The organism is Bradyrhizobium sp. LA2.1, assembly GCF_040547725.1.
Lineage (GTDB): Bacteria > Pseudomonadota > Alphaproteobacteria > Rhizobiales > Xanthobacteraceae > Bradyrhizobium > Bradyrhizobium barranii.
In genome coordinates, this window is record NZ_JBEPQI010000002.1 from 57,754 (window position 1) to 82,756 (window position 25,003).

General features: G+C 64.2%; 25 protein-coding genes. 14 read left to right on the top strand and 11 right to left on the bottom strand.

The window, feature by feature from the left end; all coding sequences use genetic code 11:
- Positions 1–46: 46 nt before the first annotated feature.
- Genes ABIB95_RS03170 through ABIB95_RS03185 form a run of 4 tightly spaced genes read left to right on the top strand, consistent with a single transcriptional unit; the run spans position 47 to position 3,254 of the window.
- Positions 47–760, top strand: a complete 714-nt coding sequence (locus ABIB95_RS03170) for a PIG-L deacetylase family protein (RefSeq protein ID WP_027517331.1) — start codon at positions 47–49, stop codon at positions 758–760.
- A complete protein-coding gene (locus ABIB95_RS03175; protein ID WP_354237882.1) occupies positions 757–1,440 on the top strand; it encodes a 4-carboxy-4-hydroxy-2-oxoadipate aldolase/oxaloacetate decarboxylase in 684 nt (227 codons plus the stop codon). Before ABIB95_RS03170 ends, ABIB95_RS03175 begins: the two co-directional genes overlap by 4 nt.
- Before the next feature lie 27 nt (positions 1,441–1,467).
- Positions 1,468–2,337, top strand: coding sequence for a substrate-binding domain-containing protein (locus ABIB95_RS03180; RefSeq protein WP_354237883.1), 870 nt, complete (start codon positions 1,468–1,470; stop codon positions 2,335–2,337).
- Positions 2,337–3,254, top strand: a complete 918-nt coding sequence (locus ABIB95_RS03185; protein WP_354237884.1) for a DUF1932 domain-containing protein — start codon at positions 2,337–2,339, stop codon at positions 3,252–3,254. Before ABIB95_RS03180 ends, ABIB95_RS03185 begins: the two co-directional genes overlap by 1 nt.
- Before the next feature lie 19 nt (positions 3,255–3,273).
- Here ABIB95_RS03185 and ABIB95_RS03190 read toward each other — a convergent pair whose 3' ends face one another.
- The 3 genes from ABIB95_RS03190 to ABIB95_RS03200 all read right to left on the bottom strand — a co-directional run bounded on the left by ABIB95_RS03190 (position 3,274) and on the right by ABIB95_RS03200 (position 6,255).
- Complete coding sequence (locus tag ABIB95_RS03190; protein WP_071915057.1) at positions 3,274–3,585, bottom strand: hypothetical protein; 312 nt, start codon at positions 3,583–3,585, stop codon at positions 3,274–3,276.
- Positions 3,586–3,737: 152 nt separating this feature from the next.
- Positions 3,738–4,943, bottom strand: a complete 1,206-nt coding sequence (locus ABIB95_RS03195; RefSeq protein ID WP_354237885.1) for an amidohydrolase family protein — start codon at positions 4,941–4,943, stop codon at positions 3,738–3,740.
- 73 nt (positions 4,944–5,016) lie between these two features.
- Complete coding sequence (locus tag ABIB95_RS03200) at positions 5,017–6,255, bottom strand: amidohydrolase family protein (RefSeq protein ID WP_354237886.1); 1,239 nt, start codon at positions 6,253–6,255, stop codon at positions 5,017–5,019.
- A 148-nt stretch (positions 6,256–6,403) separates the two neighbouring features.
- Between ABIB95_RS03200 and ABIB95_RS03205 the strand changes: the two genes are divergently transcribed.
- Complete coding sequence (locus tag ABIB95_RS03205) at positions 6,404–6,820, top strand: nuclear transport factor 2-like protein (protein ID WP_166352371.1); 417 nt, start codon at positions 6,404–6,406, stop codon at positions 6,818–6,820.
- On the opposite strand, the gene ABIB95_RS03210 is transcribed toward ABIB95_RS03205, so the two are convergent.
- On the bottom strand, positions 6,817–7,575 hold the full coding sequence (locus tag ABIB95_RS03210; protein WP_354237887.1) for a GntR family transcriptional regulator: 759 nt from the start codon (positions 7,573–7,575) through the stop codon (positions 6,817–6,819). The two genes, ABIB95_RS03205 and ABIB95_RS03210, sit on opposite strands and share 4 nt — an antisense overlap.
- A gap of 196 nt (positions 7,576–7,771) precedes the next feature.
- On the opposite strand from ABIB95_RS03210, the gene ABIB95_RS03215 reads away from it, so the two are divergent.
- From ABIB95_RS03215 to ABIB95_RS03230, 4 genes are read left to right on the top strand one after another with little or no spacing between them, the layout of a single operon-like run.
- On the top strand, positions 7,772–8,629 hold the full coding sequence (locus ABIB95_RS03215) for an ABC transporter ATP-binding protein (RefSeq protein WP_039157079.1): 858 nt from the start codon (positions 7,772–7,774) through the stop codon (positions 8,627–8,629).
- Complete coding sequence (locus ABIB95_RS03220; protein WP_028146641.1) at positions 8,629–9,405, top strand: ABC transporter permease; 777 nt, start codon at positions 8,629–8,631, stop codon at positions 9,403–9,405. The genes ABIB95_RS03215 and ABIB95_RS03220 overlap by 1 nt, the downstream gene beginning before the upstream one ends.
- Before the next feature lie 40 nt (positions 9,406–9,445).
- Complete coding sequence (locus tag ABIB95_RS03225) at positions 9,446–10,471, top strand: ABC transporter substrate-binding protein (RefSeq protein ID WP_354237888.1); 1,026 nt, start codon at positions 9,446–9,448, stop codon at positions 10,469–10,471.
- A gap of 27 nt (positions 10,472–10,498) precedes the next feature.
- On the top strand, positions 10,499–11,938 hold the full coding sequence (locus ABIB95_RS03230) for an amidohydrolase family protein (protein ID WP_354237889.1): 1,440 nt from the start codon (positions 10,499–10,501) through the stop codon (positions 11,936–11,938).
- Positions 11,939–12,003: 65 nt separating this feature from the next.
- Here the strand turns inward: ABIB95_RS03230 and ABIB95_RS03235 are convergent, their stop codons facing one another.
- From ABIB95_RS03235 to ABIB95_RS03255, 5 genes are read right to left on the bottom strand one after another with little or no spacing between them, the layout of a single operon-like run.
- A complete protein-coding gene (locus ABIB95_RS03235; protein ID WP_166352383.1) occupies positions 12,004–13,143 on the bottom strand; it encodes an ABC transporter substrate-binding protein in 1,140 nt (379 codons plus the stop codon).
- A gap of 20 nt (positions 13,144–13,163) precedes the next feature.
- Positions 13,164–14,141, bottom strand: coding sequence for a branched-chain amino acid ABC transporter permease (locus ABIB95_RS03240; RefSeq protein ID WP_354237890.1), 978 nt, complete (start codon positions 14,139–14,141; stop codon positions 13,164–13,166).
- Positions 14,138–14,992 (bottom strand): branched-chain amino acid ABC transporter permease, encoded by an 855-nt coding sequence (locus ABIB95_RS03245; protein ID WP_166094756.1) that lies wholly within the window; start codon positions 14,990–14,992, stop codon positions 14,138–14,140. The genes ABIB95_RS03240 and ABIB95_RS03245 overlap by 4 nt, the downstream gene beginning before the upstream one ends.
- Complete coding sequence (locus ABIB95_RS03250; protein ID WP_354237891.1) at positions 14,989–15,732, bottom strand: ABC transporter ATP-binding protein; 744 nt, start codon at positions 15,730–15,732, stop codon at positions 14,989–14,991. The genes ABIB95_RS03245 and ABIB95_RS03250 overlap by 4 nt, the downstream gene beginning before the upstream one ends.
- Positions 15,729–16,523 (bottom strand): ABC transporter ATP-binding protein, encoded by a 795-nt coding sequence (locus ABIB95_RS03255; RefSeq protein ID WP_354237892.1) that lies wholly within the window; start codon positions 16,521–16,523, stop codon positions 15,729–15,731. The genes ABIB95_RS03250 and ABIB95_RS03255 overlap by 4 nt, the downstream gene beginning before the upstream one ends.
- A gap of 355 nt (positions 16,524–16,878) precedes the next feature.
- Here ABIB95_RS03255 and ABIB95_RS03260 point away from each other — a divergent pair, with 355 nt between their 5' ends.
- A complete protein-coding gene (locus tag ABIB95_RS03260; protein WP_354237893.1) occupies positions 16,879–17,787 on the top strand; it encodes an amino acid ABC transporter substrate-binding protein in 909 nt (302 codons plus the stop codon).
- A 10-nt stretch (positions 17,788–17,797) separates the two neighbouring features.
- Here the strand turns inward: ABIB95_RS03260 and ABIB95_RS03265 are convergent, their stop codons facing one another.
- Positions 17,798–19,024, bottom strand: a complete 1,227-nt coding sequence (locus ABIB95_RS03265) for an MFS transporter (RefSeq protein ID WP_354237894.1) — start codon at positions 19,022–19,024, stop codon at positions 17,798–17,800.
- 92 nt (positions 19,025–19,116) lie between these two features.
- Here ABIB95_RS03265 and ABIB95_RS03270 point away from each other — a divergent pair, with 92 nt between their 5' ends.
- From ABIB95_RS03270 to ABIB95_RS03285, 4 genes are read left to right on the top strand one after another with little or no spacing between them, the layout of a single operon-like run.
- On the top strand, positions 19,117–19,590 hold the full coding sequence (locus tag ABIB95_RS03270) for a MarR family winged helix-turn-helix transcriptional regulator (protein WP_063983920.1): 474 nt from the start codon (positions 19,117–19,119) through the stop codon (positions 19,588–19,590).
- A gap of 1 nt (position 19,591) precedes the next feature.
- Entirely contained in the window at positions 19,592–21,643 is a 2,052-nt protein-coding gene (locus ABIB95_RS03275) for an FUSC family protein (RefSeq protein ID WP_354237895.1), read from the top strand.
- Positions 21,640–21,846: a DUF1656 domain-containing protein gene (locus ABIB95_RS03280; protein ID WP_028146630.1), complete on the top strand. Its 207-nt coding sequence runs from the start codon at positions 21,640–21,642 to the stop codon at positions 21,844–21,846. The genes ABIB95_RS03275 and ABIB95_RS03280 overlap by 4 nt, the downstream gene beginning before the upstream one ends.
- Complete coding sequence (locus ABIB95_RS03285) at positions 21,843–22,709, top strand: efflux RND transporter periplasmic adaptor subunit (protein WP_063983918.1); 867 nt, start codon at positions 21,843–21,845, stop codon at positions 22,707–22,709. Before ABIB95_RS03280 ends, ABIB95_RS03285 begins: the two co-directional genes overlap by 4 nt.
- Positions 22,710–23,369: 660 nt before the next feature.
- On the opposite strand, the gene ABIB95_RS03290 is transcribed toward ABIB95_RS03285, so the two are convergent.
- Complete coding sequence (locus ABIB95_RS03290) at positions 23,370–24,581, bottom strand: acyl-CoA dehydrogenase family protein (RefSeq protein ID WP_028159281.1); 1,212 nt, start codon at positions 24,579–24,581, stop codon at positions 23,370–23,372.
- Positions 24,582–25,003 lie beyond the last annotated feature (422 nt).

Below are 25,003 nucleotides of genomic sequence, written 5' to 3' on the forward strand. Positions count from 1 at the left end.
TCGCGATCGATACGTTGCTTATCAAGGAAAGAGGGGAGTTCGTCCCATGAAAACAGGTCTCGTGATCACCGCCCATCCCGGCGATTTCGTCTGGCGCGCCGGCGGCGCCATCGCACTGCATGCGAAGAAGGGTTATCGCATGAAGATCGTCTGCATGTCCTTTGGCGAGCGCGGCGAGAGCCAGTTCGCCTGGAAGGAAAAAGGCGCGACGCTGGAGTCGGTCAAGGCCGGCCGCAAGGACGAGGCGGAGCGGGCGGCGAAGCTACTCGGCGCCGAGATCGAGTTCTTCGACTGCGGCGACTATCCACTGAAGCTCACCGAGGCGCATTTCGACCGCATGGTCGACATCTACCGCGAGCTCAATCCGAGCTTCGTGCTGACGCACGCGCTGGAAGATCCCTATAATTTCGACCACCCGAACGCGGCGCATTTCGCGCAGGAGACCCGCGTGGTCGCGCAGGCGATGGGCCACAAGCCCGGCGCGCAGTACAAATATTCGGCGCCCCCGGTGTTCCTGTTCGAGCCGCACCAGCCCGAGCAGTGCAACTACAAGCCGGACCTGCTCCTCAAGATCGACGAGGTCTGGAAGGAGAAGTACGAGGCGTTCCAGATCCTCGCCGCGCAAAAACATCTCTGGGGTTACTACGAGCGCGTCGCGCTCAACCGTGGCATCCAGGGCAGCCGCAACACCGGCGTGCCCATGACCTATGGCGAGGCCTATCAGCGCCTGTTCCCGACGGTTGCGGAGGAGCTGGCATGAAGCCCGTCGTCGTTCGCAACATAGAGCGAGCCGATCCCGCCGGAATGGCGGAATACGGCGTATCGACCGTGCACGAGGCGTATGGCCGCATTGGGCTGATGAAGCCTTACTTGCGGCCCGTTTGGGCCGGCGCGTCGATCGCCGGCCCCGCCGTCACCGTGCTGGCACAACCCGGCGACAACTGGATGATCCATGTCGCGGTCGAGCAGTGCAAGAAGGGCGACATCCTCGTCGTCGGCTGCACCACTGATAACACCGACGGCATGTTCGGCGAGCTGCTCGCGACCTCGCTGCAGGCGCGCGGCGTGCAGGGGCTGATCATCGACGCCGGCTGCCGCGACGTCAAAGCGCTGCACGGGATGAAGTTTCCGGTGTGGTCGCGCGCCGTCTCGGCCAAGGGCACGGTCAAGGCGACGCTCGGCTCGGTCAACATTCCTGTGGTGTGCGCTGGGGTCAACGTCGATCCCGGCGACATCATCGTGGCCGATGACGACGGCGTCGTCGTGGTGCCCAAGCGCTATGCCGCTGAAGTCGCCGAAAAGGCGAAGAAGCGCAACGCGGACGAGGGCGGCAAGCGCAAGCGGCTGGCCTCGGGCGAATTGGGCCTCGACATGTACAACATGCGCGAGGCGCTGGCGAAGGTCGGACTCGTCTATGTCGACAATCCCGAGGACGTCTGAGCGGGACCAGAGAAGCGGAGCGGGCGGATGGATCGTCTCAAGTTGAAGGCCGTGCTCGGCAGTCACCCCCATGTCCAGGCGGTGAAGAGCGGCGAGCTCCGCTCCGACCTCTTCGACCTCGATTTCATCGCGTACACGCCGACCAACACGGCGTTCAAGCCGATGGTGCGCGAGCAGGCTTTCGACGTCTGCGAGATGGCCATCGTCACCTATCTGATGGCGAAGGCGCATGGCAAGCCGCTGGTGCTGCTGCCGGCGACCATGCTCGGCCGCTTCCAGCATTCCTACGCGCTCTATAACCCTGCAAGGGGAGTGCTCGGGCCATCCGATCTCGAAGGCAAGCGCGTCGGCATCCGCTCGTTCACGACCACGACCGGCGCCTGGATCAGGGGCATCCTCGCCAATGATTGCGGCGTCAATCTCGACAAGATCAACTGGGTCACCTTCGAGGATCCGCACGTTGCCGAATATGTCGACACCACCGAGCGCGCGCCGAAGGACAAGAGGGTCCTGCAGATGCTGCTCGACGGCGAGCTCGATGCCGTCCTCGGCGAGACCTCTGATCATCCCACGTTGAAGCCGCTATTCCCCGATCCGGCCGCGGAAGCGGCCAAATGGTACACTCGTCGTGGTGTCGTCCCTGTCAATCATCTCGTGGTCGTTACCGAGAAACTCGCAAAATCGCGCCCCGACGTAGTCACAGGCATTTATGATCTGCTTAAGCGGAACAAGGCGCAGGTGGGACCTGCGGCGACGCCCGACCTCGTTCCGTTCGGGATCGAGGCGAACAGAAAACCGTTGGAGCTGATCGTCGACTACGCATTCCAGCAGGCGCTGATCCCGCGCCGTTATGCGGTCGAGGAGCTGTTCGACGAGACGACACGAGGATTGAATTGATGGCAGGTGATCCCAGGCGCTGGCAGATCGGGTTCGTCGGCTACGGCGAGGTCGGCAGGATCCTGGCTGAGGATTTGCGGCAACAGGACATCAAGGTAGCCGCTTACGACATCAAGCTCGGAGGCGAGCACGGCGCGCCGCTGAAGGAGCATGCGGCGAAGTTCGGCGTGACGCTGGCGGTGTCTCACGCCGAGCTGACCGCGAAATCCGATTTCATCATCTCCGCGGTCACGGCGAGCCAGGCCGTGCCCGTTGCAAAAGCCTGCGCTGGCGCAATCAACCAGGGCACCTGGTTCCTCGATTTCAATTCGGCCTCGCCGGGTGCCAAGCAGCGCGCCGCCGCTCTGATCGACGGCGCTGACGGACGCTATGTCGAGGGGGCCGTGATGACCTCGGTGCCGCCTTATCGCATCAAGGTGCCGCTGCTGCTCGGGGGCCCCGGCGCTAGGGAGCTGGAGCCGCTGCTGAACGCGATTGGCTTTGCGGCCAAGGTTGCGAGCGACAAGCTCGGCGTGTCCTCGGCGGTGAAGATGTGCCGCAGCATCATGATCAAGGGCCTGGAGGCCATGGTCATCGAGAGCTTTACCACCGCGCGCGCCTATGGCGTCGAGGATGCGGTGCTGGCCTCGCTCGCGGAGACGTTTCCGGCGATCGACTGGGAGAAGCAGGGCGCCTATTGCTTCCAGCGCGTGATCGAGCACGGCCGTCGCCGCGCCGAGGAGGTGCGGGAGGTCGCCGAGACCGTGCGCGAGGCGGGGCTGACACCGTGGTCGGCGCAGGGCACCGCCGAGCGGCAGGCGTGGGTCGCCGATCTCGCTGATGACGGCCTGTTCGGCATCAAGGGGACGAAGGAATTTGCCCGCAGCGCCGATTGGCGCACCGAGGCGGATCGCATTCTGGCGAAGATCAAGCGCTGAGATCCAGCGCGCATTCAGCTCAAGACTCTGCTGCCGCCGCGTAGTCCGAGAGTTCGTCGCGCGCGAGCTCGATCAGGCTGATCAGGCTCGTGGCTTCGCGGACGACTTCCGTGGTGCGCTCGGTGCGGAACTCGGTGAGAATCGTGCGAATGCATTTGTCGGCGGTATCGAGCGTCAACAGCGCGCGGGCCATGTCGTCCTGCGTGTGGATTGCCGATATGTCGATGCCCGACAGGACTTCGCCGATGCCGGTCAGTCGCTTGATGGCCATCTCGGCGGGCGTGTTGGCCCGAATGGAATGGTAATCGATGCTGCTGAATGCGCTGAACATTCGATACTTCCCCGGAGAACGCAGATGTCAGTGCGGGTCTTAGTATGATCTCCTTGGCCCGTCGTGCAATGCGCGTATTTACGGTCAGGGATTCTACCGGATTGGGGAGTGAGGAAAGCTAGCGGTATAATCGAACGGAAAAGATCCGATCATTAGCCGCGCTTCCCGACAATCTTACCGTCGCATGCGACGAGCTTGCCTTCCTTGTACACGGTGCGCCCTTGCGGCACTCCGACAACGGCTTCAGGAATATGCTCGGCATTCAGTGTCACGAAATCGGCCTTGGCGCCGACGCGCAGGCCATAGCCTTCGAGCCGCAGCGCCTTTGCGCCGGATACGGTGACGACATCGAACGCGACGCGCAGTTCTTCGTCGATATTGAAGCCCGAGCGATAGCCGAGCGTCGTGGCCCGGCGCAGCATGTCGCCGTCGCCATAGGGCCACCAGGAATCGCGGATGTTGTCGTTGCCGCTGAAGACGGTGACGCCGGCATTGCGCAGGGCCAGGATCGGCGGGAAGGGCCGGGCGCCCGGCGCATTGGTCATGATCGCGACGCCCGAGCGGGCGAGGGTGTCGGCGATCTTCTTGAGCTGATCCATGGGGATGTCGCCGAGCCCGTAAGCATGGCTGACGGCAACGCGTCCCTCCATACCGAGCGCGCGGGTGCGCGCTGCGATTTGCTCGATTTCGAACGCGCCCAGCGTGCCCATGTCATGCAGATGGATGTCGACGTCGACGCCGTGCTTGCCGGCCACGCCGAACACGACGTCGAGATGCTTCTCGATGTCGCGATCGAAGCTCGCGGGATCGAGCCCGCCGACGAGATCGGCGCCGAGCCCGATGGCCTCGTCCAGCAATTGCGGCGTGCCCGGGCTCATCAGGATGCCGCTCTGGGGGAAGGCGACGAGCTGGATGTCGATCAGGCCCCTGTATTCCTCGCGCACGCGCAAAATCGTCTCGAGCGATTTCAGGCCGACCGAGCCGTCGACCATGACGTGGCTGCGCATCTGCGTGGTGCCGTGGCCGATGCAGAGGTCGAGCTGGTTGCGTGCGCGCACATCCATCGGCGCTGATACGGCCATGTTCTGGGCCTGGAAGGCGACGCGCTCATGCACGTCGAACCCGTTGGTGCATGGCTTGTGCGGACGCCAGGCGTCGCCATAGAAGCTGGTGTCGAGATGGATGTGGCCTTCGACGAAGCCGGGAACGACGAGGACGTTGCCGAGGTCGATGGTCTCGTTTGCGGCGGGACGCTCATCGACGGACGTGATCGCGGCGATGCGGCCGTCGGCGACGGCGATGTGATGGCGGGCTCCGCCGTCGAAGCGCGCGTTCAGGAAGATCGTGTCGAAGGCCATCCGGTTGCTCCGTTGGTCGATTGCGATGATCATCGCGCAAGCTGCGGGTCGGGCGCAAGGCGCGGAAGGCCGGTCAGCCAGGCCTGAACAAGGTGGGCCGCTGCCGCTCGAACGTCTGGCGGCCGCTCTTGAAGCCCATCACGATATCCGGCAGCTCGGCGATGGCGAAGCGGCTGTCCTGGGTATCGAGCACGACGAGATCGGCGGGGTTGCCGACCTTGATGCCGTAATCACTGAGGTTCATCAGCCGCGCCGGCAGTTCGGTCACGAGATCGAGGCAGGTATCGAAGTCGCTGACCGAAGCGTGCGCGACGTTGGCATAGAAGTTTGCCATCCGCAGCAGCGACGCGTCGCCGAACGGCGTGAACGGGTTGAGCACGTTGTTGGTGGCGACCGAGCACAGCACGCCGTCGCCGGCGAGCTTGTGCGCAAGCGTCAGCCCGCGCGGCACGTTGTGGGTGGCTTCGCGGCCCATCAGATAGAGATCGGTTGCGGGCAGCACGGTGACGGCAACGCCTGATGTCGCCAGTTGCGCGGTGGCCGCCTTCATCCGCTCGGGCGGCAGCGCCGAGAGTTTGGTGGCATGACCGATCGCCACGCGTCCCCCGTAGTTGCGCCGCTCGGTTTGCCGGCAGACCTCGTCGAGGTGCCACCAGGAGGGATCGAGGTCGAAATCGAGATGGAGGTCGACGTCGACGTCGAATTCCTGCGCGAGATCGAAGATGCGCTCGAGGTGCGCGTTCGGGTCGGTGTCCATGTAGGGACAACCGCCGATTGCTTCGCCGCCGTCGCGCAGCGCCTGCACCAGCAGCTCTTCGCTGCCGGGGTCGTTGGTCAGGCCTTCCTGCGGGAAGACACAGAGCGACAGGTCGATGGCCCAGGCATAGTCGCGCTTCAGCGCCTTGACCGCCTCGAAGCCGCGCAAGGCAATGCGCGGGTCGATCTCGACATGGGTCCGCATGCGTGTCGTGCCGTGCACGATGGCGCGTTCGAGCACTTTTGCGCCGCGCGCGTAGACGTCCTCGACCGTGAAGTCCTTCTTCATCCCGGCCACGGCGCGGATCGCGTCCGAGACGCTGCCGTGATTGTGCCCGCAGCGGCCGAGCAGGCAGGCCTTGTCGAGATGGATGTGGGTGTCGACGAAGCCGGGCAGGGCGAGGCGCCCGCCGACATCGACCTCGACGGCCTCGCAGGCAAGCTGCGGCTCGATCGCGGCGATGCGGCCGCCCTTCACGCCGATATCGACGGGTGCGGCGGATGATCGCAACAGCGTGTTGCGGAAGATCAGGTCGAAGGCGGGTTGGGCGGTCATGGCTTCGGATTCAGCTGTGGTAGCCTAGCGGAAGCTGGGGAAGCGGGCAGCTCCAGATTGTGTGCAGTTATGCCACCAAATTGTTCAAAAAATGTGCATGCACTTTTGGGTGTGAATTGTAGAATGCCGGCACCTCGGAGAGCCCACCATGTCTGTCCCCGCAAAAGCCGAACGCCCGATGACCGACGCCGAGATCGTGGAGGCCTATCTCACGGCCTCGATGATACCCGATCCCGATGCGGCTGCGGCCTATATGAAGCCGGGTACGGTGATCACGTTTACCGGCGGGCGCGAGTTCGATCATCCGCGCGGCCCGACCGGCTTCAACGCTAAGCGCTATCGCTGGGTCAAGAAGAAGATGGACCGGTTCGACGTCTGTCCGGGCGCGGACGAGACCGTCGTCTACAGCGTTGGCACGCTCTATGGCGAGTGGATGGACGGCACGCCGTTCGAGGGCAATCGCTATGTCGATCGCTTTGTCGTGCGGGGCGGACAGATCGTGAAGATGGACGTCTGGAACGACAGCGCCGAGCGGATTTTGGTCCAGCGCGGGATTGAGGCCTAACCCCTGCGGGCCACTTTCGGCAGCTTGACGACTCGGTCGCTCGTCACTTCATCCGCATAAGGCGCGAGAATATCGAGCAGGTCGCGGCCACGTTGCGGGGTGGGGGCCACCAATGCACGATTGGCCACGGAATCCAGATGATGGTGCATCAATTGCATCACCTTGGCTTCGTCGCCCTTGGCGAGCGATGCAATGATGGCGCGGTGCTCGTTGATCGCGCATTCGGTTGAGTGCGGTCGGCTGTAGAGCGACAGAGTCAGGCAGCAGCGATAGGCGACCTCGCTGACATAGCGCACCAGGATCGGGCTGTTCGTCATGTGCGCGAGCAGGATGTGGAATTCGGTGGCGAGCCGGATCGAAACCGCGTCTGTGCCGCCGCGCGCGCGATCCTCGGCGTCAACATGGGCATTCAGCTCGGCGATCTGGCTCTTGCTCAGCTTGCCCGCGAGCTGGCGGACGACGAGGCCCTCGAGCTGGATGCGGATGTCGAAGGCGTCGCGCGCCTCCTGCCAGCTCGGTGTTGCCACCACCGCGATCCGGTTGCGGCGGAGCTCGACGAGACCTTCGGCAGCAAGCTGTCCCAGCGCATGGCGAGCAATGGTACGGCTGACGCCGAAACGTTCGCCCAGCGCATCCTCGGGCAGCTTTGCACCGGGTTCCAGCGCCTGCTCGATGATCGCGCGCCTGAGCGCGCGGCAGATCACGCTGACCTTGTCCGATGATTCAGAGGTCTTGCTGGTGGTGCGCGCCGCCATCGGCGAATCCTTGCGGGGTGGGTCGAAGACCCTTTAGCACAACCCCGCGCCAATCCAGCGCTCCAATTGCATGCAGTTTGGCGTCCGGATTGCCTAAATCGAATCCGGTCGTTTGGTGCGTCGTTTGGCCAAATCATTGATTTTGCGGGGCCGATCGATTGGCACCCAGCTTGCATGCACTTTGGCTGTGATGCGCATGCAACCCAACGCCCAATTTGACGGCCAGCCTGTTCCCGAAGGCTCCGGCCCTGTTGCCATCGAGCTGTCCGAGGCCTCCGTGACCTTCGGGCGCGGCGACCGCGCCGTGCCCGCTCTGTCGAAGACGACGTTGCGGATCGCCGACGGCGAGTTTGTCGCACTGGTCGGCCCGTCCGGATGCGGCAAATCGACCATTTTGCGTCTCGTCAGCGGCCTGGTGCAGCCGACCAGCGGCGTCGTCATCGTCGGCGGCCGCGAGGTCGCGGCGCGGGCGCTGCGGGTCGGCATGGCCTTTCAGAACCCGACCATGCTGCCGTGGATGACGATCGAGCGGAACATCATGTTGCCGCTGAAGATCGTCGAGCCGTTCCGCTCGAACTTCCGCAAGCTGCGTAAGACCGAGTTTCGCGACAAGGCCAATGCGCTGCTGGAGCAGGTCGGCCTTAGGGGATTTGGCAGTCGCTATCCCTGGCAGCTATCCGGCGGCATGCTCCAGCGCGCCAATCTCTGCCGCGCGCTGATCCACGAGCCGCGCATGTTGCTGCTTGATGAGCCGTTCGGCGCGCTCGACCAGTTCACCCGCGAGGAGCTGTGGGCGATCCTCCAGAACCTCTGGATGACGCACAAGCCGACGGTGCTGCTGGTGACGCACGATTTGCGCGAGGCCGGTTTCCTCGCCAGCCGCATCTGCGTGATGAGCGCGCGTCCCGGCCGCATCCTCGATGACAGCCGTGTGGAGTTCGCGCGGCCGCGCACCGTCGCCATGACCTTCGAGCCGGATTTCGTCGCGCTGAACCAGAAGCTGCGCGCCTTTATCGAGGATGCGCGCAGTGCGGCCCAACAGGGGACAGGCTGATGTTCGGGATCGATATCAGGCAGAAGGCGTGGTCGGCCGGACTGATCGTGTTGTTCTTCGTCGCCTGGGAGCTGTTCTGCCTGATGACGGGCATGTCCGACCTGGTGCTGCCACGGCCGTCGCAGGTTTTTGTCACGCTGTTCCAGCGCTTTCCGGTGCTGTGGCCGCACATCGTGCAGACGCTCGCGACCACCATGTTCGGCTTCGTCCTCGGCGTTGCGCTGGGTGTCGCCCTCGGCGCCATCATCGGCGTCTCCAAGACGGCCTATGACACCTGCTATCCGCTGCTGATCGGCTTCTCCTCGATCCCCAAGGTCGCGGTGGTGCCGATCTTCGTGCTGTGGTTCGGCTCCGGCACGGTGCCGGCGGTGTTGACCGCGCTGTCGATCTGCTTCTTCCCGATTGTCGTCAATATCGCCACGGGCCTTGCGACTACCGAGCCCGAGCTCGAAGACGTATTGAAGGCGCTCGGCGCCAGCAAGTTCGACATCCTCTGGAATGTCGGTCTGCCCAGGACCATGCCGTTCTTCTTCGCCTCGCTGAAGGTCGCGATCTCCTACGCCTTCGTCGGCGCCGTGCTGTCGGAGACGGTCGCCTCCAACCGCGGCATCGGCAACGTCATGATGACCGCGTCCTCCAATTTCAACGTGCCGCTGGTGTTCGCCGGCCTGTTCGTGCTCGCCGGCCTCGGCGTCGCGCTCTACGCGGTGTTCTCGCTGATCGAAGGGCGTGTCACCGGCTGGGCCACGCGCAAGAACGACGTGATCGCCACCTGAATTTCTGAACCGTCACGCAACGAAGCTTGAGGAGGTCTCGATGTTGAGAAAAGTAACAGTCGCGCTGCTGGGATTGGCTCTGTCCACGGGCGCTGCCACGGCCGACGACACCACGATCAAGTTCACGCTGGGCTGGAAGACGCAGGGCAGCGATGCCGCATTCTTCTACGCCAAGGACAACGGCTATTTCAAAGAGGAAGGCCTCAACGTCGTCATCGACCAGGGCGAAGGCTCCGGCGCCACCGTCACGCGCGTGATGTCGGGGGCCTATGACGCCGGCTTCGGAGACGTCAATGCCATCATCCAGAACGCCTCGACCAAGCCGCAGGAGGCGCCCGTCATGGTCTACATGATGTGGAACCAGCCGCCCTTCGCGATCGTCGCTAAGAAGACCAGCGGCATCAACACCATCAAGGATTTTGAGGGCCACACGCTGGGCGGCGCGCAGGGCACGCCGACGACGCGCCTGTTGCCGGTGTTCACCCGCAAGAACGGGCTCGACGGCGAGAAGATCAAGATCTCCAACATGGCCCCGAACCTCCAGGAGCCGATGCTGATCAAGGGCGATATCGACGCGGCGCTCGTGTTCAACATCACCAGCTATTTCAACCTCATGCTCAACCGCCAGGACCCGGACAAGGATTTCAAATGGTTCTCGTTCGGTGAGTACGGCCTCGACCTCTACTCCAACGGCGTGATGGTCTCGAAGAAGCTGATCGCGTCGAACCCGAAGGCCGTGGCCGGCCTCGTCCGCGCCATCAACAAGGGCGCGATTGCAGTGGCCAAGGACCAGAACGCCGGCATGAAGGCTGCGCTGAACTACGACAATCTGATCGACGTCGCCGTCGAGAAGCGCCGGCTGCAATATTCCTTCGACAAGCTGATCGTCTCGCCCGAGATGAAGGAGATCGGCATCGGCGACATCAAGGACGACCGCATGACGCGCGCCATCGGCATCGTGGTCGAGGGTTATCAGCTCGCCCGCGCGCCGACGCCCGCAGAGGTGTTCTCGCGCGAGTTCCTGCCGCCGCGTGCGGAGCGGGAGCTGGTGTATACTGCCAACTGATCTTCTCAGATCTTTGGAGAGACCGTCATGGCTACGGAGATTGCGGCAACCAGCCTGTTCCGTGGCCCTGATCTCGGTGTGACCGACAATGTCGTGCTGCGGCACGATAACGGTATCATCACCGACATTCTTGAAGGAGCAGGGCCTGCTGGCGGGCCTCGCTCCTTGGTCATTCCTGCCTTCGTCAACGCCCATGATCATGCGCGCGCGACAGCGTCGTCCTTCGGGGCGGTCGGCATGCCCCTCGAAAGCTGGATCCTGCGCACCGCGCTCGGTTCGCCCATCGACCCCTATCTGACCGCGGCCTCCGCGCTGGCACGTTCCGCCAGGGCTGGATGCGCGGCGATGATGGTGCACTACACCCGCCCAAGCGGGACGGTGCCGTTGCTCGATGAAGCCAAGGCGATTGCGAGGGCGGCATCCGATGTTGGCATCCGCGTGGCATTTGCCCTCGCGGTGCGGGACCAGAATCCGATCGTTTATGGCAATGCCGAGCCGATTCTCTCCGGCCTCCCCAGTGACGACCGCAAGACGATCGAAGACCTCTTCGTCCGCGCGCCGATGTCGCCCAAGGCGTATATCGAGTTGACCGATGCGATTGCCGCCGCCATCTCCGGCCCGATGGTCGATGTGCAGCTTGGACCCGCCGGCGTGCAATGGTGCTCAAAGCCGCTGCTGGAGGCGGTGGCGGAGAACTCGGCGCAGACGGGCCGCCGCATTCACATGCATCTGCTGGAGACCGTCTATCAGCGCGCCTGGGCCGACAAAAACTTTCCGGACATGGTGCGTTGGCTGCGCGATATCGGCTTCCTCTCGGAGCGGCTGACGCTGGCGCACTGCATCCACGCCCGTCCCGATGAGCTGGAGATGATCGCGGCCTCCGGCGCGCGCATCGTCACCAATTTCAGCTCGAACATGCATCTGCGCTCGGGGCTCGCCCCGATCGCCGCCGCACACAAATGTGGCTGCGCCATCGCGGTCGGCGTCGACGGGTTGGCGCTGGACGAGGACGACGACATCCTGCGCGAGATGCGGCTGGTGCAGATGGCCCATGGCGGCCTCGGCTTCAAGGCGACATGGACGCCGGCCGAGATGTTCGCGCTTGCTGTCCGCAACGGGCGTCGTGCCACCGGCGCGCCCGCGAGCGGGGAGCTCGTCGCAGGCAATCCCGCCGATTTCGTCGTGATCGACCTCGACCGGCTGGATCGAGATCAGATCATGCCCATCGACCCCATGGCGCTTCTGTTCGCGCGGGGCAATGCGTCGCTGGTGCAGGAGGTCGTCGTCGCCGGCAAGACAATCGCGAAGGACGGGGCCTGTATGGGCGTTGACCTGCCGGCCATCGAGCAGGAGTTGCGGGCGATGTACCGCGTCAATGTCGGCAAGCTCGGAAGTTTTCAGCGCATGTGGCCGTCCCTATCGGAGCGCGTCTCCGGTTGGTTCGAGCAGCAGCTCACTTGCGAGTAGGAGGCGACCAGGGAAACGCCCGCCTGACGATCGGGCGAGCGCTTCCAATGGCACGAATGCCGTCGTTACTGCAATGCCTTGAGCTTGGTGTTCTTGCCGTCGACCACCTCGAAAACGACATAGCGAGGCTGCATCTGGCCGTTCGGCAGGAATTGGACGTCGCCGAACACGGTGCCCTTGACGGGCTTGCCGCGGATCGCCTCTGCCACGGTCTTGCGATCGAGCGACTTGGTCTGTTCGACCGCCTGCGCCCACACCTGCACGGCGGCGGCGCCGAGCGCGGCGCTCTTGTCCGGATCAACGCCGTAGGCCTTCTTGTAGGCCGCGACGAACGCTACGCTCTCCGGCTGCGTCGTGAACGGCGGCAGATCGGGGAAAAAGATGTCGGCCGATATCACGCCGTTGTTGGCGTCGCCGGCGACCTTGTACACGGTGCTCAGCATGATGCCGACGGCGCCGACGAAGGTGGATTTTATGCCGGCCTGGCGATACTGGTCGACCAGCGCGGGAAGGCCTGAGGAATTCGACGAACTAGTGACGATGACGGCGTCTGGATTGGCGCCCTTGATATTGGTCAGCTGGACGCGGAAGTCGGTGTCCTTGAACGCGAACTTTTCGGTCATGATGACTTCGCCCGAAAAGTTCATCTTCTTGAACTCGGCCTCGACGGCGGTCTGAAAGCCGTTGCCATAGACGTCGTTCTGGGTGAGGAACGCGATTTTCTTCGCCTTCATCGTCTGGGCGACGTATTTTGCGATGACTTCCGCGTCGAAGCCGTTCGAGCTGTTGATGCGCATCGCATAAGGGTTCGTCTCGCCGCTGAGGATCAGATCCGACTTCGAGACCGCGGTGAAGTCGAGAATGTTGCCGCGGGCAAGAATCGGCTGCATCGCCAATGTGACCGGTGAGTTCCAGCCTTCGATGACGATGTCCGCCTTCTCGGCAACCATCTCGTTGGCGCGGCTGACGCCGACCGCGGGCGTGCTCTCGTCGTCCTTGGAGATCACCGTCAGCTTGCGGCCGAGCAGGCCGCCCTTGTCGTTGATCTGTTGGACCATCAGCTTGACGGCGTTGGTCACGGTCTGGCCATCAGGGCCGGCGCCGCCGCTGAGCGGAAAGATGGTGCCGACCTTGATGTCCTGCGCCACGGCTGGCACAGATGCGAGACCCAACAATAGCGCGAGAGCCAGTTTCGTCTTGTGCATGCGCTTCCTCCCAATGCGTTCTACGTCTTCTTGGTGATACGGCGGTAGAGGCCCACGAGCCCGGCGGGCCAGAAGATCAGGACGAGCGCCAGCACCGATCCCAACACGATCTTGTTCCAGTCGCCGCCGAGCGACAGCAAGTTCTGCTGGGCAATCAGGAGGGCGGTGCCGATCAAGGGGCCGAGCAGGATACGGCGCCCGACCAGCACGATCGCGGTGAGCATCATGACGAGGAAGTAGGACTCGAACATGTCGGGGCCGACATAGGCGCGCTGATAAGCGTAAAGCCAGCCGGCAAGCCCGGTGATCGGTGCCGAGATCACGAACACGGCGAGCCTGATCCGGCGCGGATCGACGCCGAGGCTTGCGGCCAGCGCGGGGTTCATCTGCACCATCAGCGCGGTGGTGCCCAGCCGCGAGCGGCGGAAGCGCGCGATGAAGGCGAGGGTGAGCAGCAGCAGCGCGAAGGCGATCGGCCAGAGATCTTCCTGCATCGCGCCGGAGAAGTTGGTCACGAGCAATGGGAGTTTCAGCGGCGGAATGCCGACGATGCCGTCGGACCCACCGACGGCGTCCCAGTTGAACGCGATCTCGTAGGCGACCACGGCGGCCGCATAGGTCACGAGGGAGAACACGAACTCGCGGGTCCGCAAGGTGACGGCGCCGAGGAAGGCCGCGGCCGCGAGGCACAGCGCGATCGTCGCGGCCGCCGTCGCCCAGCCGTTCAGGCCGTATTTGACCGAGAGGTTCGCGGCCGCATAGCCGCCGATGGCCCAGAACACGGTGTGGCCGAGGCTGACCTCGCCGAGATAGGACAGCACGATGTCGGCGCCGTAGCACATCACCGCGAAGATCGCGATCGTGGTCAGCGTGGAATAGGCGACCGAGGTGCCGCCGAGCAGGCGCGGCAGGAAGAAGCCGATCACGACGATGGCCGCGACTGCCGTGAGGCGCAGGAACGGGATCGAGGCGGGCTGCGGGGATTCGATCGCGGTCATTTGGTTGCAAGCCCCGCGGGACGGATCACGAGCAGCGCCAGCAACAGCGCAAAGGCCGCTGCCGTCGTGTAAGCCGGCGCGACAAATGCGCCGAAGAAGGCGGTGAATAGGCCGAGCCCGAGGCCGGCGGCGAGCGCACCACCGATCGAGCCGATGCCGCCGAGGACCACGACGACGAAGGTCATGATGACCTCGTTGAAACCCATGCTGGTCAGGATCGGCGAGCGGGGCGCCACCAGCGCCGCCCCCAGCGCGACCGCGGAGCATTCGAACACGAAGACGCCGAGATAGACGAACTTTGCGTTGATCCCAAACAGCTCTGCGAGCTTCGGGTCCTCGGCGACGGCGCGGATGACCGAGCCGAAGCGGGTTCGCTGGGTGAACAGCCAGACTGCGCCATAAAGAAGAAGGGTTACGATCAGCACCAGCACGTCCTGCCAGGTGAACCAGAGCGGACCGATGTCGATCTTGGCGCGCGCCAATGTTCCGGGCAGCGTCTGCGGATTGCCGCCGAAGATCAGCGCACTGCCGCCCTGCAGGACGTAGCCGAGGCCGAGCGTCACGATCATCAGGCTGGTGAGGTTCTGCGTCATGACCAGGCGCATCATCGCGCTCTGCATCAGGAGGCCGATGACGCCGAGCACGATGACTGCCACCAGAATGGCGAGCGGGTAGGGCAGGCCCAGTTTGGTGATGGCGTACCAAGTGACGAAGGCGCCGAGCATGTAGAGCTGGCCATGGGCGAAATTCACCAGTCGTGCGACGCCGAGCAAAATGGTCCAGCCCAGCGCGATGCAGGCATAACCGGAGCCAAGCACGATGCCGTTGATGACCTGCTGCGCGATATTCATGCCGGCGTTCCATCGGCGATGGTGCCGAGATAGGCCTCGATGATGCGATGGTCCGCGGCCATGACGTCGGCAGGACCTTCGCCGACGATCTTGCCGCGTTCGAGCAGGTAGAGGTGGTCGACCACCTTCAGCGCCGCCTTGACGTTCTGCTCGACCAGCAGCACCGGCAGGCCGCGATCGACCAGCAGGCGGATGCGGGAGAGCAGGTCGGTGATCAGCCGGGGCGCGAGGCCCGCGGAAGGCTCGTCCAGCATCAGCACGCGCGGGCCGGCGAGCAAGGCGCGCCCGACCGCGAGCATCTGCCGCTCGCCGCCGGAGAGCGCTGCGCCCTTGTGCGAGCGCCGCTCGGCGAGGCGCGGGAAGAACTCGAAAACCTCGGGGATGGTGAAGAGATGCCGGCCGGTCGTGTCCGCGGGCGGCCGCACCAGTGCCAGGTTCTCGTCGACGGTCAGCTCCCCAAAGATGTTCTTGCCTTCCGGCACCAGCGTAAGGCCGCGCGCCACCCGCTCGTGCGCGGCGAGTTTCTCGATGCTGCGTCCTTCGAGCTGGACGCTGCCGGTGACCACGGCGCGGCCACGGGACCAGCCGGCGAGCGCATTGACCAGCGTGGTCTTGCCGGCGCCGTTGGCGCCGACGAGGCCGACCATTCGCCCCGCGGGCACGCCGATATTGACGCCTGACACCGCGACATTGCCTGCGTAGCGGACCGAGAGACCGTCGCTCTGGAGTACGCCGTTCATTCGTCGCGTCCCAGATAGGCTTCGCGCACGCGGGGATCGCGCTGGATGTCAACAGGCGTTCCCGTCGCCAGCATCGCACCCTGGTCGATCATGACGATGCGATCGGCAATCGACATGATGAGGTCCATGTGGTGCTCGATGACGACGAGGGCGAGGTTACGCTTGCTCAGGCCAATCAGGACGTCGGCGAGCTTCTTCATGTCGCCGCCGCTGAGGCCGGCCGCGGGTTCATCGAGCAGGAGCACCTTTGCGCCGGTGCCATAGGCGAGTGCGACCGAGAGCAGGCGCTGCACGCCGTAGGGAATGTCGCCGGGAAGCTGGTCGTGGTACTGCCGGGCGATGCCGAAGAAGTCGAGCAGTTGTGCGGCCGCCAGTTCGGCTGCGCGGCGCGTCGTGGCCTCGCGCCAGGGCGCGAACAGGGATGTGGCGAGATCGGTCGAGAAATCGCGGAAGATGGCCGAGACCGCGTTCTGCAGGACGGGCAGCTCGCCGAAGAACGAGTTCTGTTGAAAGGTGCGGCGCAGGCCGCGGCCGGCGAGGTCGAACGTCCGGAGCGCCGAGACGTCGGCCTTGTCGAGGAATGTGCGGCCGCGATGGGTGACGGCATTGGTGACGGCGGCAAAGCAGCTGCTTTTTCCCGCGCCGTTCGGGCCGATGATGCCGAGGATCTCGTCGTTATGGACTGACCAGCTCACGTCGCGCAAGGCGACGAGCGCGCCATACTGCACGGTCAGCCCTTCGACGCGCAGCACCTCGCTCGCGCCGCGACGCGTTTCCCCGGAACTTGCCACCCGGCCGTCCATCCCTTGTTGTCCCGGCCGCGCTTACGGCAACCGGCCCTTTTTGGCGAGGCCGCGCACGGCAATCGATGCGGAATCAAATCGCAGGAGAGAGGCAGCCTCGCGAGAGGCAAGGTATTGCGCGCCAACTCTGAAAACTTGTGCTGACTGGTTGTCAGACCAGAGACGCCTGCGCTGCGGCGCGCTCAACCCTGACGGCGCGGCACGGTATTTTCTCCCGCAGTGGTACATACAAAACCGCAATAGCTGATAGACGGAACCTCGTCTGGCGATCATCCGGGCTGTGGGCTATGAACCCTGGAGTTGCGCCGCGGCGCAGCCCATGACCCCCTTGAGGAGCCCTGCGATGCGTCTTCCCACAATTATCCTGGCCGTCACATGTCTTGCGGGCGCAGCTTCAGCCGAGGACCTGTCGGGCACGCTCCAGAAGGTCAAGGAGACCAAGAAGATCACGCTGGGCTATCAGGAGGCCTCGGTTCCGTTCAGCTATCTCGACGGCAACCAGAAGCCGATCGGCTTTGCGATGGATATCTGCCTCAAGATCGTGGATGCCGTGAAGAAGCAGCTCGGCATGCCCGACATCGCCGTCGACACCCTCGCCGTGACGTCGTCGAACCGGATTCCGCTGATGGTCAACGGCACCCTCGATCTGCACTGCTCGGCGACGACAAACAACGCCGACCGCCAGAAGCAGATCGCCTTCACCAACACGCATTTCCTCAGCGCGACGCGGTTTGCGGCCAAGAAGGCCGCGAAGATCAACACCATCGACGATCTCAAGGGCAAGGCCGTCACGGCGGTGGCAGGCTCGGTCAACCTGAATCAGCTCGCCAAGGTCAACACCGAGCGAAATCTCGGCATCAGAATAATGCCGGCCGTGGATCAGGCCGAAGCGTTCCTGCTGCTGGAAACCGACCGCGCTCAGGCCTACGCGCTCGACGACGTCCAGCTTGCGGTCGCGATTGCGCGCTCGAAGGAGCCGGCGCTGTTCATGATTAGCGAGGAGACGTTCTCGAAGGCCGAGCCGTTCGGGATCATGCTCCGGCGGGAGGATGCGCCGTTCAAGGCGCTGGCCGATCGTGCGACCGCGGAGCTTTACGCGAGCCCGGAGATCGAGGTGCTCTACAGGAAGTGGTTGGAATCGCCGACGCCGCCGAACGGCCTCAACTACAATGTCCCGATGTCGGCGGCCCTGCGCAACGCCTTCAAGAAGCCGAGCTCGAGCTTCGATCCCGACGTCTACGTGGTGAACTGAGGCGAGGGCGCTAGCGCGCCCGCGGCGTGTCCAGCAGCTGGCCAGCCAGCGCCGCGCCGATCGCCGCGATGGCGGCCATAGCAAGCGCCCACGGAACGAACAGCCGATGACCGATCAGCGCGCCGCTCAGGAGCGGCGCGCTGATATTCGCGCCCGACATCAGCGACTGGTTCAGGCCCATAATCATGCCCTGACGATTGATCGCGGTCGAGCGCGACAGCTCGGCCGTCAGCGTGCTGCGCGCGAACATGGTGCCGACGATGATCAGTGTCAGGTTGATCGCGAGCAGGCCGACATTGTCGCGGGCCGCAAGTCCGGCAAATCCGAGACCCATGCAAGCGAACGCGGCCATCACGATGCTGCGGTCTGACGCGATGATGCTCACACGCGTGATGAGCAGTCCCTGAACCACCATGTTGATGAAGCCGGCATAGGCGAACATCCAGCCGAGCTCGCGCGCGCCGAAGGGATGTCCGTCCCAGGAGAACCGCGCCGACAGGAACAGGCCGATCTGCGACAGGAACATCGAGTTGACGAAGAAGAACACGATGAGCAGGCCGAGCAGCCGCCAGGCATAGCGCATGCCGAGCAGGCTGCGGGACAACGTCGGCTCGGGCACGCGATGCTGGTAGAGCGGCTCGGAAGCCGGGTGATCAGGCGGGAGCAGGGCGATCGTCGCAACGATGCTGATCAGCGAGAGTGCGGCCGCGGCCCACACCGGCGCGGTCTGGCCGTAATGCACGAGGAAGCTCGAGAGAGCAGGGCCGAGCAGCAGCCCGGTTCCGATCGCACCGCTGGTCATGCCGAGGGCCTGCTTGCGCGTTGCCGGCGCGCTGTGCTCGGCGGCATAGGCGTGAGCGACCGAGATGTTGCCTGATGTCAGGCCGTCGATGATGCGTGCCAGGAACACCAACGTCAGGTTGCCCGCCAATGCGAGCAGGATGAAGCCGATGAAAGTCCCGATCTGGCTGACGACCAGAACCTTCCGCCGGCCGTACCGATCGGAGAGCATGCCGACCACAGGGCCGGCAATGAGCTGACAGACGGCATAGGCCGAGATCAGCGCGCCGAGCAGGAACGGCGTCGCGCCGAGCCGCTGCGAGTAGAACGGCAGCAACGGCAGGATGATTCCCATGCCCGTGGCGTCCACAGCGACGACCACGAAGGTCGGGACCAGCGTCAGCGTGCTCTCGCCCGCCATCGTCTCCCTTGCCCCGCTCGCGGAACCCGGTCCCATCCAGCGCTGTCCTCGTTCGCATTTGCGTGATCGATTGCGATACGCCGGATTATATAGTTGCAGGCTAATAGTTCGCGTCCTATCTAATTTGCATGGCTCCCTCGCAGGCTCATATCCACGGCGAGATCGGCCGGCTCATCGCGCGACTGGCCCGCATCTGGCGCCGCGAGTCGGATCAGGCGCTGTCCGATCATGGCCTGTCCTATGCGACCGCGATTCCGCTGCTGGTGCTGTCGCGGCAGGGCGAGAACGTGCGACAGGGCGTGCTCGCCGACGAGCTCGGCATCGAGGGGCCGTCGCTGGTCCGGTTGATCGATCTGCTCGAGGCCGAGGGGCTGGTTGAACGTCGCGAGGATCCGAGCGACCGCCGTGCCAAAACGCTCCATCTGACCAAGGCGGGCGAGGTCAAGGTCGAGGAGACCAACCGGGTGCTGCGCCGGGTGCGGGCAAGCCTGCTCAAGGATATCGGCGCGGACGAACTTGCGATAACCTTCGAAACTCTTCAGCGCATCGAACAGCGGGCCAGTCGCCTGCAGGACACCAAGACCGGTCCAGAGACGAAATAGCATGCGTGCGCAAGAGCCGTTCCTGGTCCGCCACGCGGACGTCATTTTTGCGTTGAAGACGTTTGCCGCGTCGATGCTGGCGCTCGTCATCGCCTTCGCCATGGACCTGCCGCGGCCCTATTGGGCGATGGCGACGGTCTACATCACCTCGCAGCCGCTGGCGGGCGCGACCAGCTCAAAAGCGTTCTTCCGCGTCATGGGCACGCTGGTCGGCGCCGCCATGACGGTGGCGCTGGTGCCGAACCTGATCGATGCGCCGGAATTGCTTTGCCTCGCGATCGCGCTCTGGGTCGGGCTCTGCCTCTATCTGTCGCTGCTCGATGGCACGCCGCGCAGCTACGTCTTCATGCTGGCGGGATACACGGTCGCGTTGATCGGGTTTCCCTCGGTCTCCGAGCCCGGCGCCATCTTCGATACCGCCATTGCGCGGGTGGAGGAGATTTCCCTCGGCATCATCTGCGCGAGCCTCGTCTCCACCATCGTCTTTCCCCGCAGCGTCGCGCCAGCCGTTGCCAATCGCGTCGACGCCTGGCTGTCGGATGCGCAGCGCCTGAGCCAGGCGGTGCTGCTTCGTCAGGGAACGAGTGAGACGCGCCGCGGCAGGCGACTCAAGCTTGCGACCGACATCGTCGAGATCGACACGCTTTCCACTCATCTCGCGTATGACCGGCTGACCGATCGCAATGCGGTGACTGGCCTCGGTGAGATCCGGCTGCGCATGCTGATGCTGTTGCCGGTGATCGCCTCGCTGGAGGATCGGCTGGCAGCGCTGGGGGAGGAGGCGATGCGCCGGCAGCCCGAGCTGAAGCGGCTGCTGGAGGATCTTGCGCAATGGATTGCGAGCGATGTCGGCGCGCGGCAACCGGCCGAGCCGATCCGCGCCATGATTGCAGAGCGACAGGCGGTGCTCGATGACAGCGCCTCATGGGAGCGGATCATCACCACGAGCCTGCTGTTGCGGCTGCGCGAGCTGGTCGACCTCTCGCGCGACTGCCGCGCGCTCAGCGAGGCCATCGCCGAGAGCCGCAATGTTTCGACGCTCGATCTGGCCTTCCGTTCGGAGGCCGGTGCCGCGCCGGTGCGCCATCGCGACCGCGGCCTTGCCTTGTGGTCGGCGGCCGGCGCGGCCACGGCCATCCTGATCTGCTGCGCGTTCTGGATCGGGACCGGCTGGCCGGACGGCGCCTCGGCGCCGATGATGGCGGCGGTCGCGTGCTCCTTCTTTGCCGCGCAGGACGAGCCCGCACGTTTCATCCGCAGTTTCGGCCTGTGGTCGCTGGTCGCCATCGTGGTCGTCGCGATCTATCTGTTCGCGCTGGTGCCCGCGATCTCTCATATCGAGGTCCTGATCGTCGCGCTGGCGCCGACCTTCCTGCTTTACGGCTTCCTGATCGGACGGCCGGCAACGGCGGGAACAGGCATGGCGCTCGCGGCCAACACCGCAACGCTGTTGGCGCTGCAATCGACCTACAGCGCGGATTTCGCATCCTATGCCAATTCCGCGGTCGCCTTCTTCGTCGGCGTCGTCATCGCCGAGCTCGTGACGCGGATCGCGCGCGGGGTCGGCGCCGAGTGGATCGCCAATCGCCTGGTGCTATCGAGCTGGAAGACGCTCGCGGTCGCTGCCGAGCGCCGTGGCAAGCATGATCGGGCAGAGTTTGCGGGCCTCATGCTGCACCGTCTGGGCCTTCTGGTGCAGCGGATCGCCTTCCTCTCCGAGAGCGATCGCCACGATGCCGACAGCCTCGTGCAGCTTCGAATCGGGATCAATATCATCGACCTGCGCCGCGCCCGCTATGGGCTTGCCGCAACCACCATTGCCGTCATCGACGACATGCTTGATCAGCTCGCGATCGCTTGCCGCAGCCATGCCGGTGGGAGAATGCCGACCGAGCTGTTGACCAGCGTCGATCGGGCGCTGGCCAAGGCGGTGACGGATTCCAATGACCGCGCGCGCGAAGACGCCCTGATCGGCCTCGTCGGCATCCGCCGCGGCCTGTTCCCGGACGCACCGGCCTACCGGCCGCGTACAGGCGCGAGTGTTGCAGCATGAGATACGTGATCGACATCTATGGCGTGCTCGTGCCGGCGCTGCTGCTGTGGATCATCGTCGCCTATGTCCTGAGCGCGATCCTGCGCCGGCTCATGCAGCGCTTCGACCTCTACCGACTGGTCTGGCACCGTGCGCTGTTCGATTTCGCGATTTTCGTCTGTCTTCTCGGCGGCGTCGTCTATCTCTCGGAGTTTTTGCCATGAAGGGGAATTTCGCCTGGTTTGGCCGCCTTGCGCTGACCGTTCTCGCCGTCGTCGCCGCGCTCGCGGTCGGCCGTGAGCTTTGGGTCTATTACATGGAGCAGCCCTGGACCCGCGACGGCCGCGTCCGTGCCGACGTGGTGCAGGTCGCGCCTGACGTATCCGGGTTCGTCACGGAGGTGCTGGTCAAGGACAACCAGAAAGTCCATCGCGGCGATGTGCTGTTCCGGATTGATCGCGAACGTTTCGCGCTGGCCTTGCGGCAAGCCGATGCGTCGGTGGCGGGTCATCAGGCCACGCTCGACCAGGCCAATTCCGATTTGAAGCGCTACAGCGCGCTGACCACCGATGCGGTATCGCAGCAGAAGCAGGAGCAGGTGTTGGCCACCCAGCTCCAGGCCAAGGCGGCGTTCGATCAGGCTGTGGCCGACCGCGCGGTCGCCCAGCTCAACCTCGATCGCAGCGAGGTCCACGCCTCCGTGAACGGTGTCATCACCAACATGGATCTGCGTCCCGGCGCTTACGTCACGGCCGGCAAGGGCGTGATGGCGCTGGTCGACACGGATACGTTGCACGTGGAGGGTTATTTCGAAGAGACAAAGCTCGCGCGCATCCGCACCGGCGACAAGGTGCGGGTCCGCCTGATGGGCGAAACGGTCACGCTGTCGGGCCATGTCGAGAGCATCGCCGCCGGCATCGAGGACCGCGACCGCGCTGAGGGCGCGAACCTGCTTGCCAATGTCAACCCGACCTTCAGCTGGGTGCGGCTCGCCCAGCGCGTCCCGGTGCGCATCGCGCTGGACAATGTCCCCGACACTATCTCGCTCGTCGCCGGCCGCTCCGCGACGGTAGAGGTATTGGACTAACGCAACGAGCCCATGGATCGCGCCTGGCTTGGGGAAAACCGCCAACAGGCGTTTCAATGCGAAATCGCAGGGCTAATCCTGACGCGCTTGTGTGAGTCGGGGGACCGTATGGGCGTTTGGTTTTTAGTCCTGGCAGCTTGCGTCGTCGGCGCGTTGCTCCTTTTGGCATTCTGCCGATAGAGCCGACAGCGGACGCAAATGTTGCTGCGAAGCATCAGCCAGCCGTTGAATAGCGGTTCCAGACCGATGGTTTTTGACTGTGCATCGATGACCGCGTTCACTTCCGGGATCGGAGGCGGACATGAGCTGGTTGTTTGTGTTTCTCATTGCCGCGAGCGCAGTCGTTCTGATCGCCCATGCGATTGACGCGATGCGTTCTTGATACTGCCTGCGACTCGGTTTCGTCGGTAGCTAGGTAAGCGACGAAATTGTTCCGAGGCGGGCGAGTGTCAATTTGAGGAACCTGGTCCTGCAGGCCAAGGTTGTCACAGCAGGAGGAATACGATCATGCTTGCGTTCTATCTGCCGATCATCATTTTCGGAGCGATGCTCGAAGCGATTTCGAAGCAAAATGTGTCTGCACCCATCCAGGAGCCACCAAGCAGCGATTAGACTCCGATGCTCAGGCGTTCGGCTCGTGACTGACGAACCAGCGTCTGCTCAGGCATTCGAGTATTTCTTCAGCTCGAATCGCGCGATCTGGTTCCTGTGGACTTCATCCGGCCCATCGGCAAGCCGCAGCAGGCGCGCGGTCGCGTAGGCCTGGGTCAAGCCAAAATCGTTCGAGGTGCCGCCGCCGCCGTGCGCCTGGATGGCCCAGTCGATAATCTGGCAGGCCATGTTGGGGACGGCGACCTTGATCATCGCGATCTCGGCCTTCGCGACCTTGTTGCCGACCGTGTCCATCGCATAGGCGGCGTTGAGCGTTAGCAGCCGGGCCTGCTCGATCATGATGCGGGCTTCCGCGATTCGCTCCTGTGTCACGGTCTGCTCCGAGACCGGCTTGCCGAAGGCGACGCGGCTGCGCACGCGGCGGCACATCTTTTCCAGTGTGCGCTCGGCCAGTCCAATCAGCCGCATGCAGTGATGGATGCGGCCGGGGCCGAGGCGGCCTTGTGCGATCTCGAAGCCGCGGCCTTCGCCGAGCAGCATGTTCTCCTTGGGCACACGCACATTGGTGAAGACGACCTCGGAAGCGCGGTCGGGCACGCCGTAGAAGCCGAACACGGGCAGCGGACGCTTGACCTCGATGCCCGGCGTGTCCATCGGCACCAGGATCATGGATTGCTGCTTGTGGCGGTCGGGATTGTCCGGATCGGTCTTGCCCATGAAGATGCAGATCTTGCAGCGCGGATCGGTCGCGTTGGTCGTGTACCATTTCCGCCCGTTGATGACGTAATGGTCGCCGTCGCGCACGATCGAGCTTTCGATGTTCGTCGCATCGGATGATGCGACCGCGGGCTCGGTCATGGCGAAGCAGGAGCGGATTTCGCCGGCGAGCAGCGGCTTCAACCAGCGCTCCTTGTCCTTCTCCGTGCCATAGCGCTCCAGCACCTCCATGTTGCCGGTGTCGGGCGCCGAGCAGTTGAACACTTCGGGTGCCAGATGCGTGCGCCCCATCACCTCGCAGAGCGGGGCATATTCGAGATTGGTGAGACCCGCGCCGTGGCCGGACTCCGGCAGGAACAAATTCCAGAGACCTTCGGCGCGCGCCAGCGGCTTCAGCTCCTCGACGACGGGATAGACCTTCCACGGTCCGAGCTCTTCCGCTTCGCGATAGAAGCGCTCCTCGTTCGGATAGATGTGCCGGTCCATGAAACTTTCGAGCTTGCGCTTGAGCTCGACGACTTTGGGCGACATCGGGTAGAGCATCTGGACCTCCTGTAGATCAAGCAGCGCCTGCACGCGGGGCCGGCTTGCATCAGAATCGAGTCGGCGATAGCGCCGCTTGCCTCATCGCATTTTCATCGGCGCGGCTCTGCGCAAATCGCGTCAGAGCTCAGCTGTTGCGTAGCGATATTAACGCCCATTCATGCGTTGTCTTGCGTTTGTGCACCGAATGAGAAGCGCGTGGGAAACAATCAGCAACTGTGACTTTGACGGGACTGGCAATCCGAAAGGTCGTGCCTAAGATCGGCCTCAATCAAAAGTGGGGGCAGCAGTCATGACAACACAAGGGGACTACGGAAGCACATCCTTACGGATCGCGCGCCCCTAGTTCGCCAGTCGATAGGACGCGGAGCGCATTGTCCTAGACTGCGCGCGGGTTCTTCCAACAACCGATAGTTCGTCCC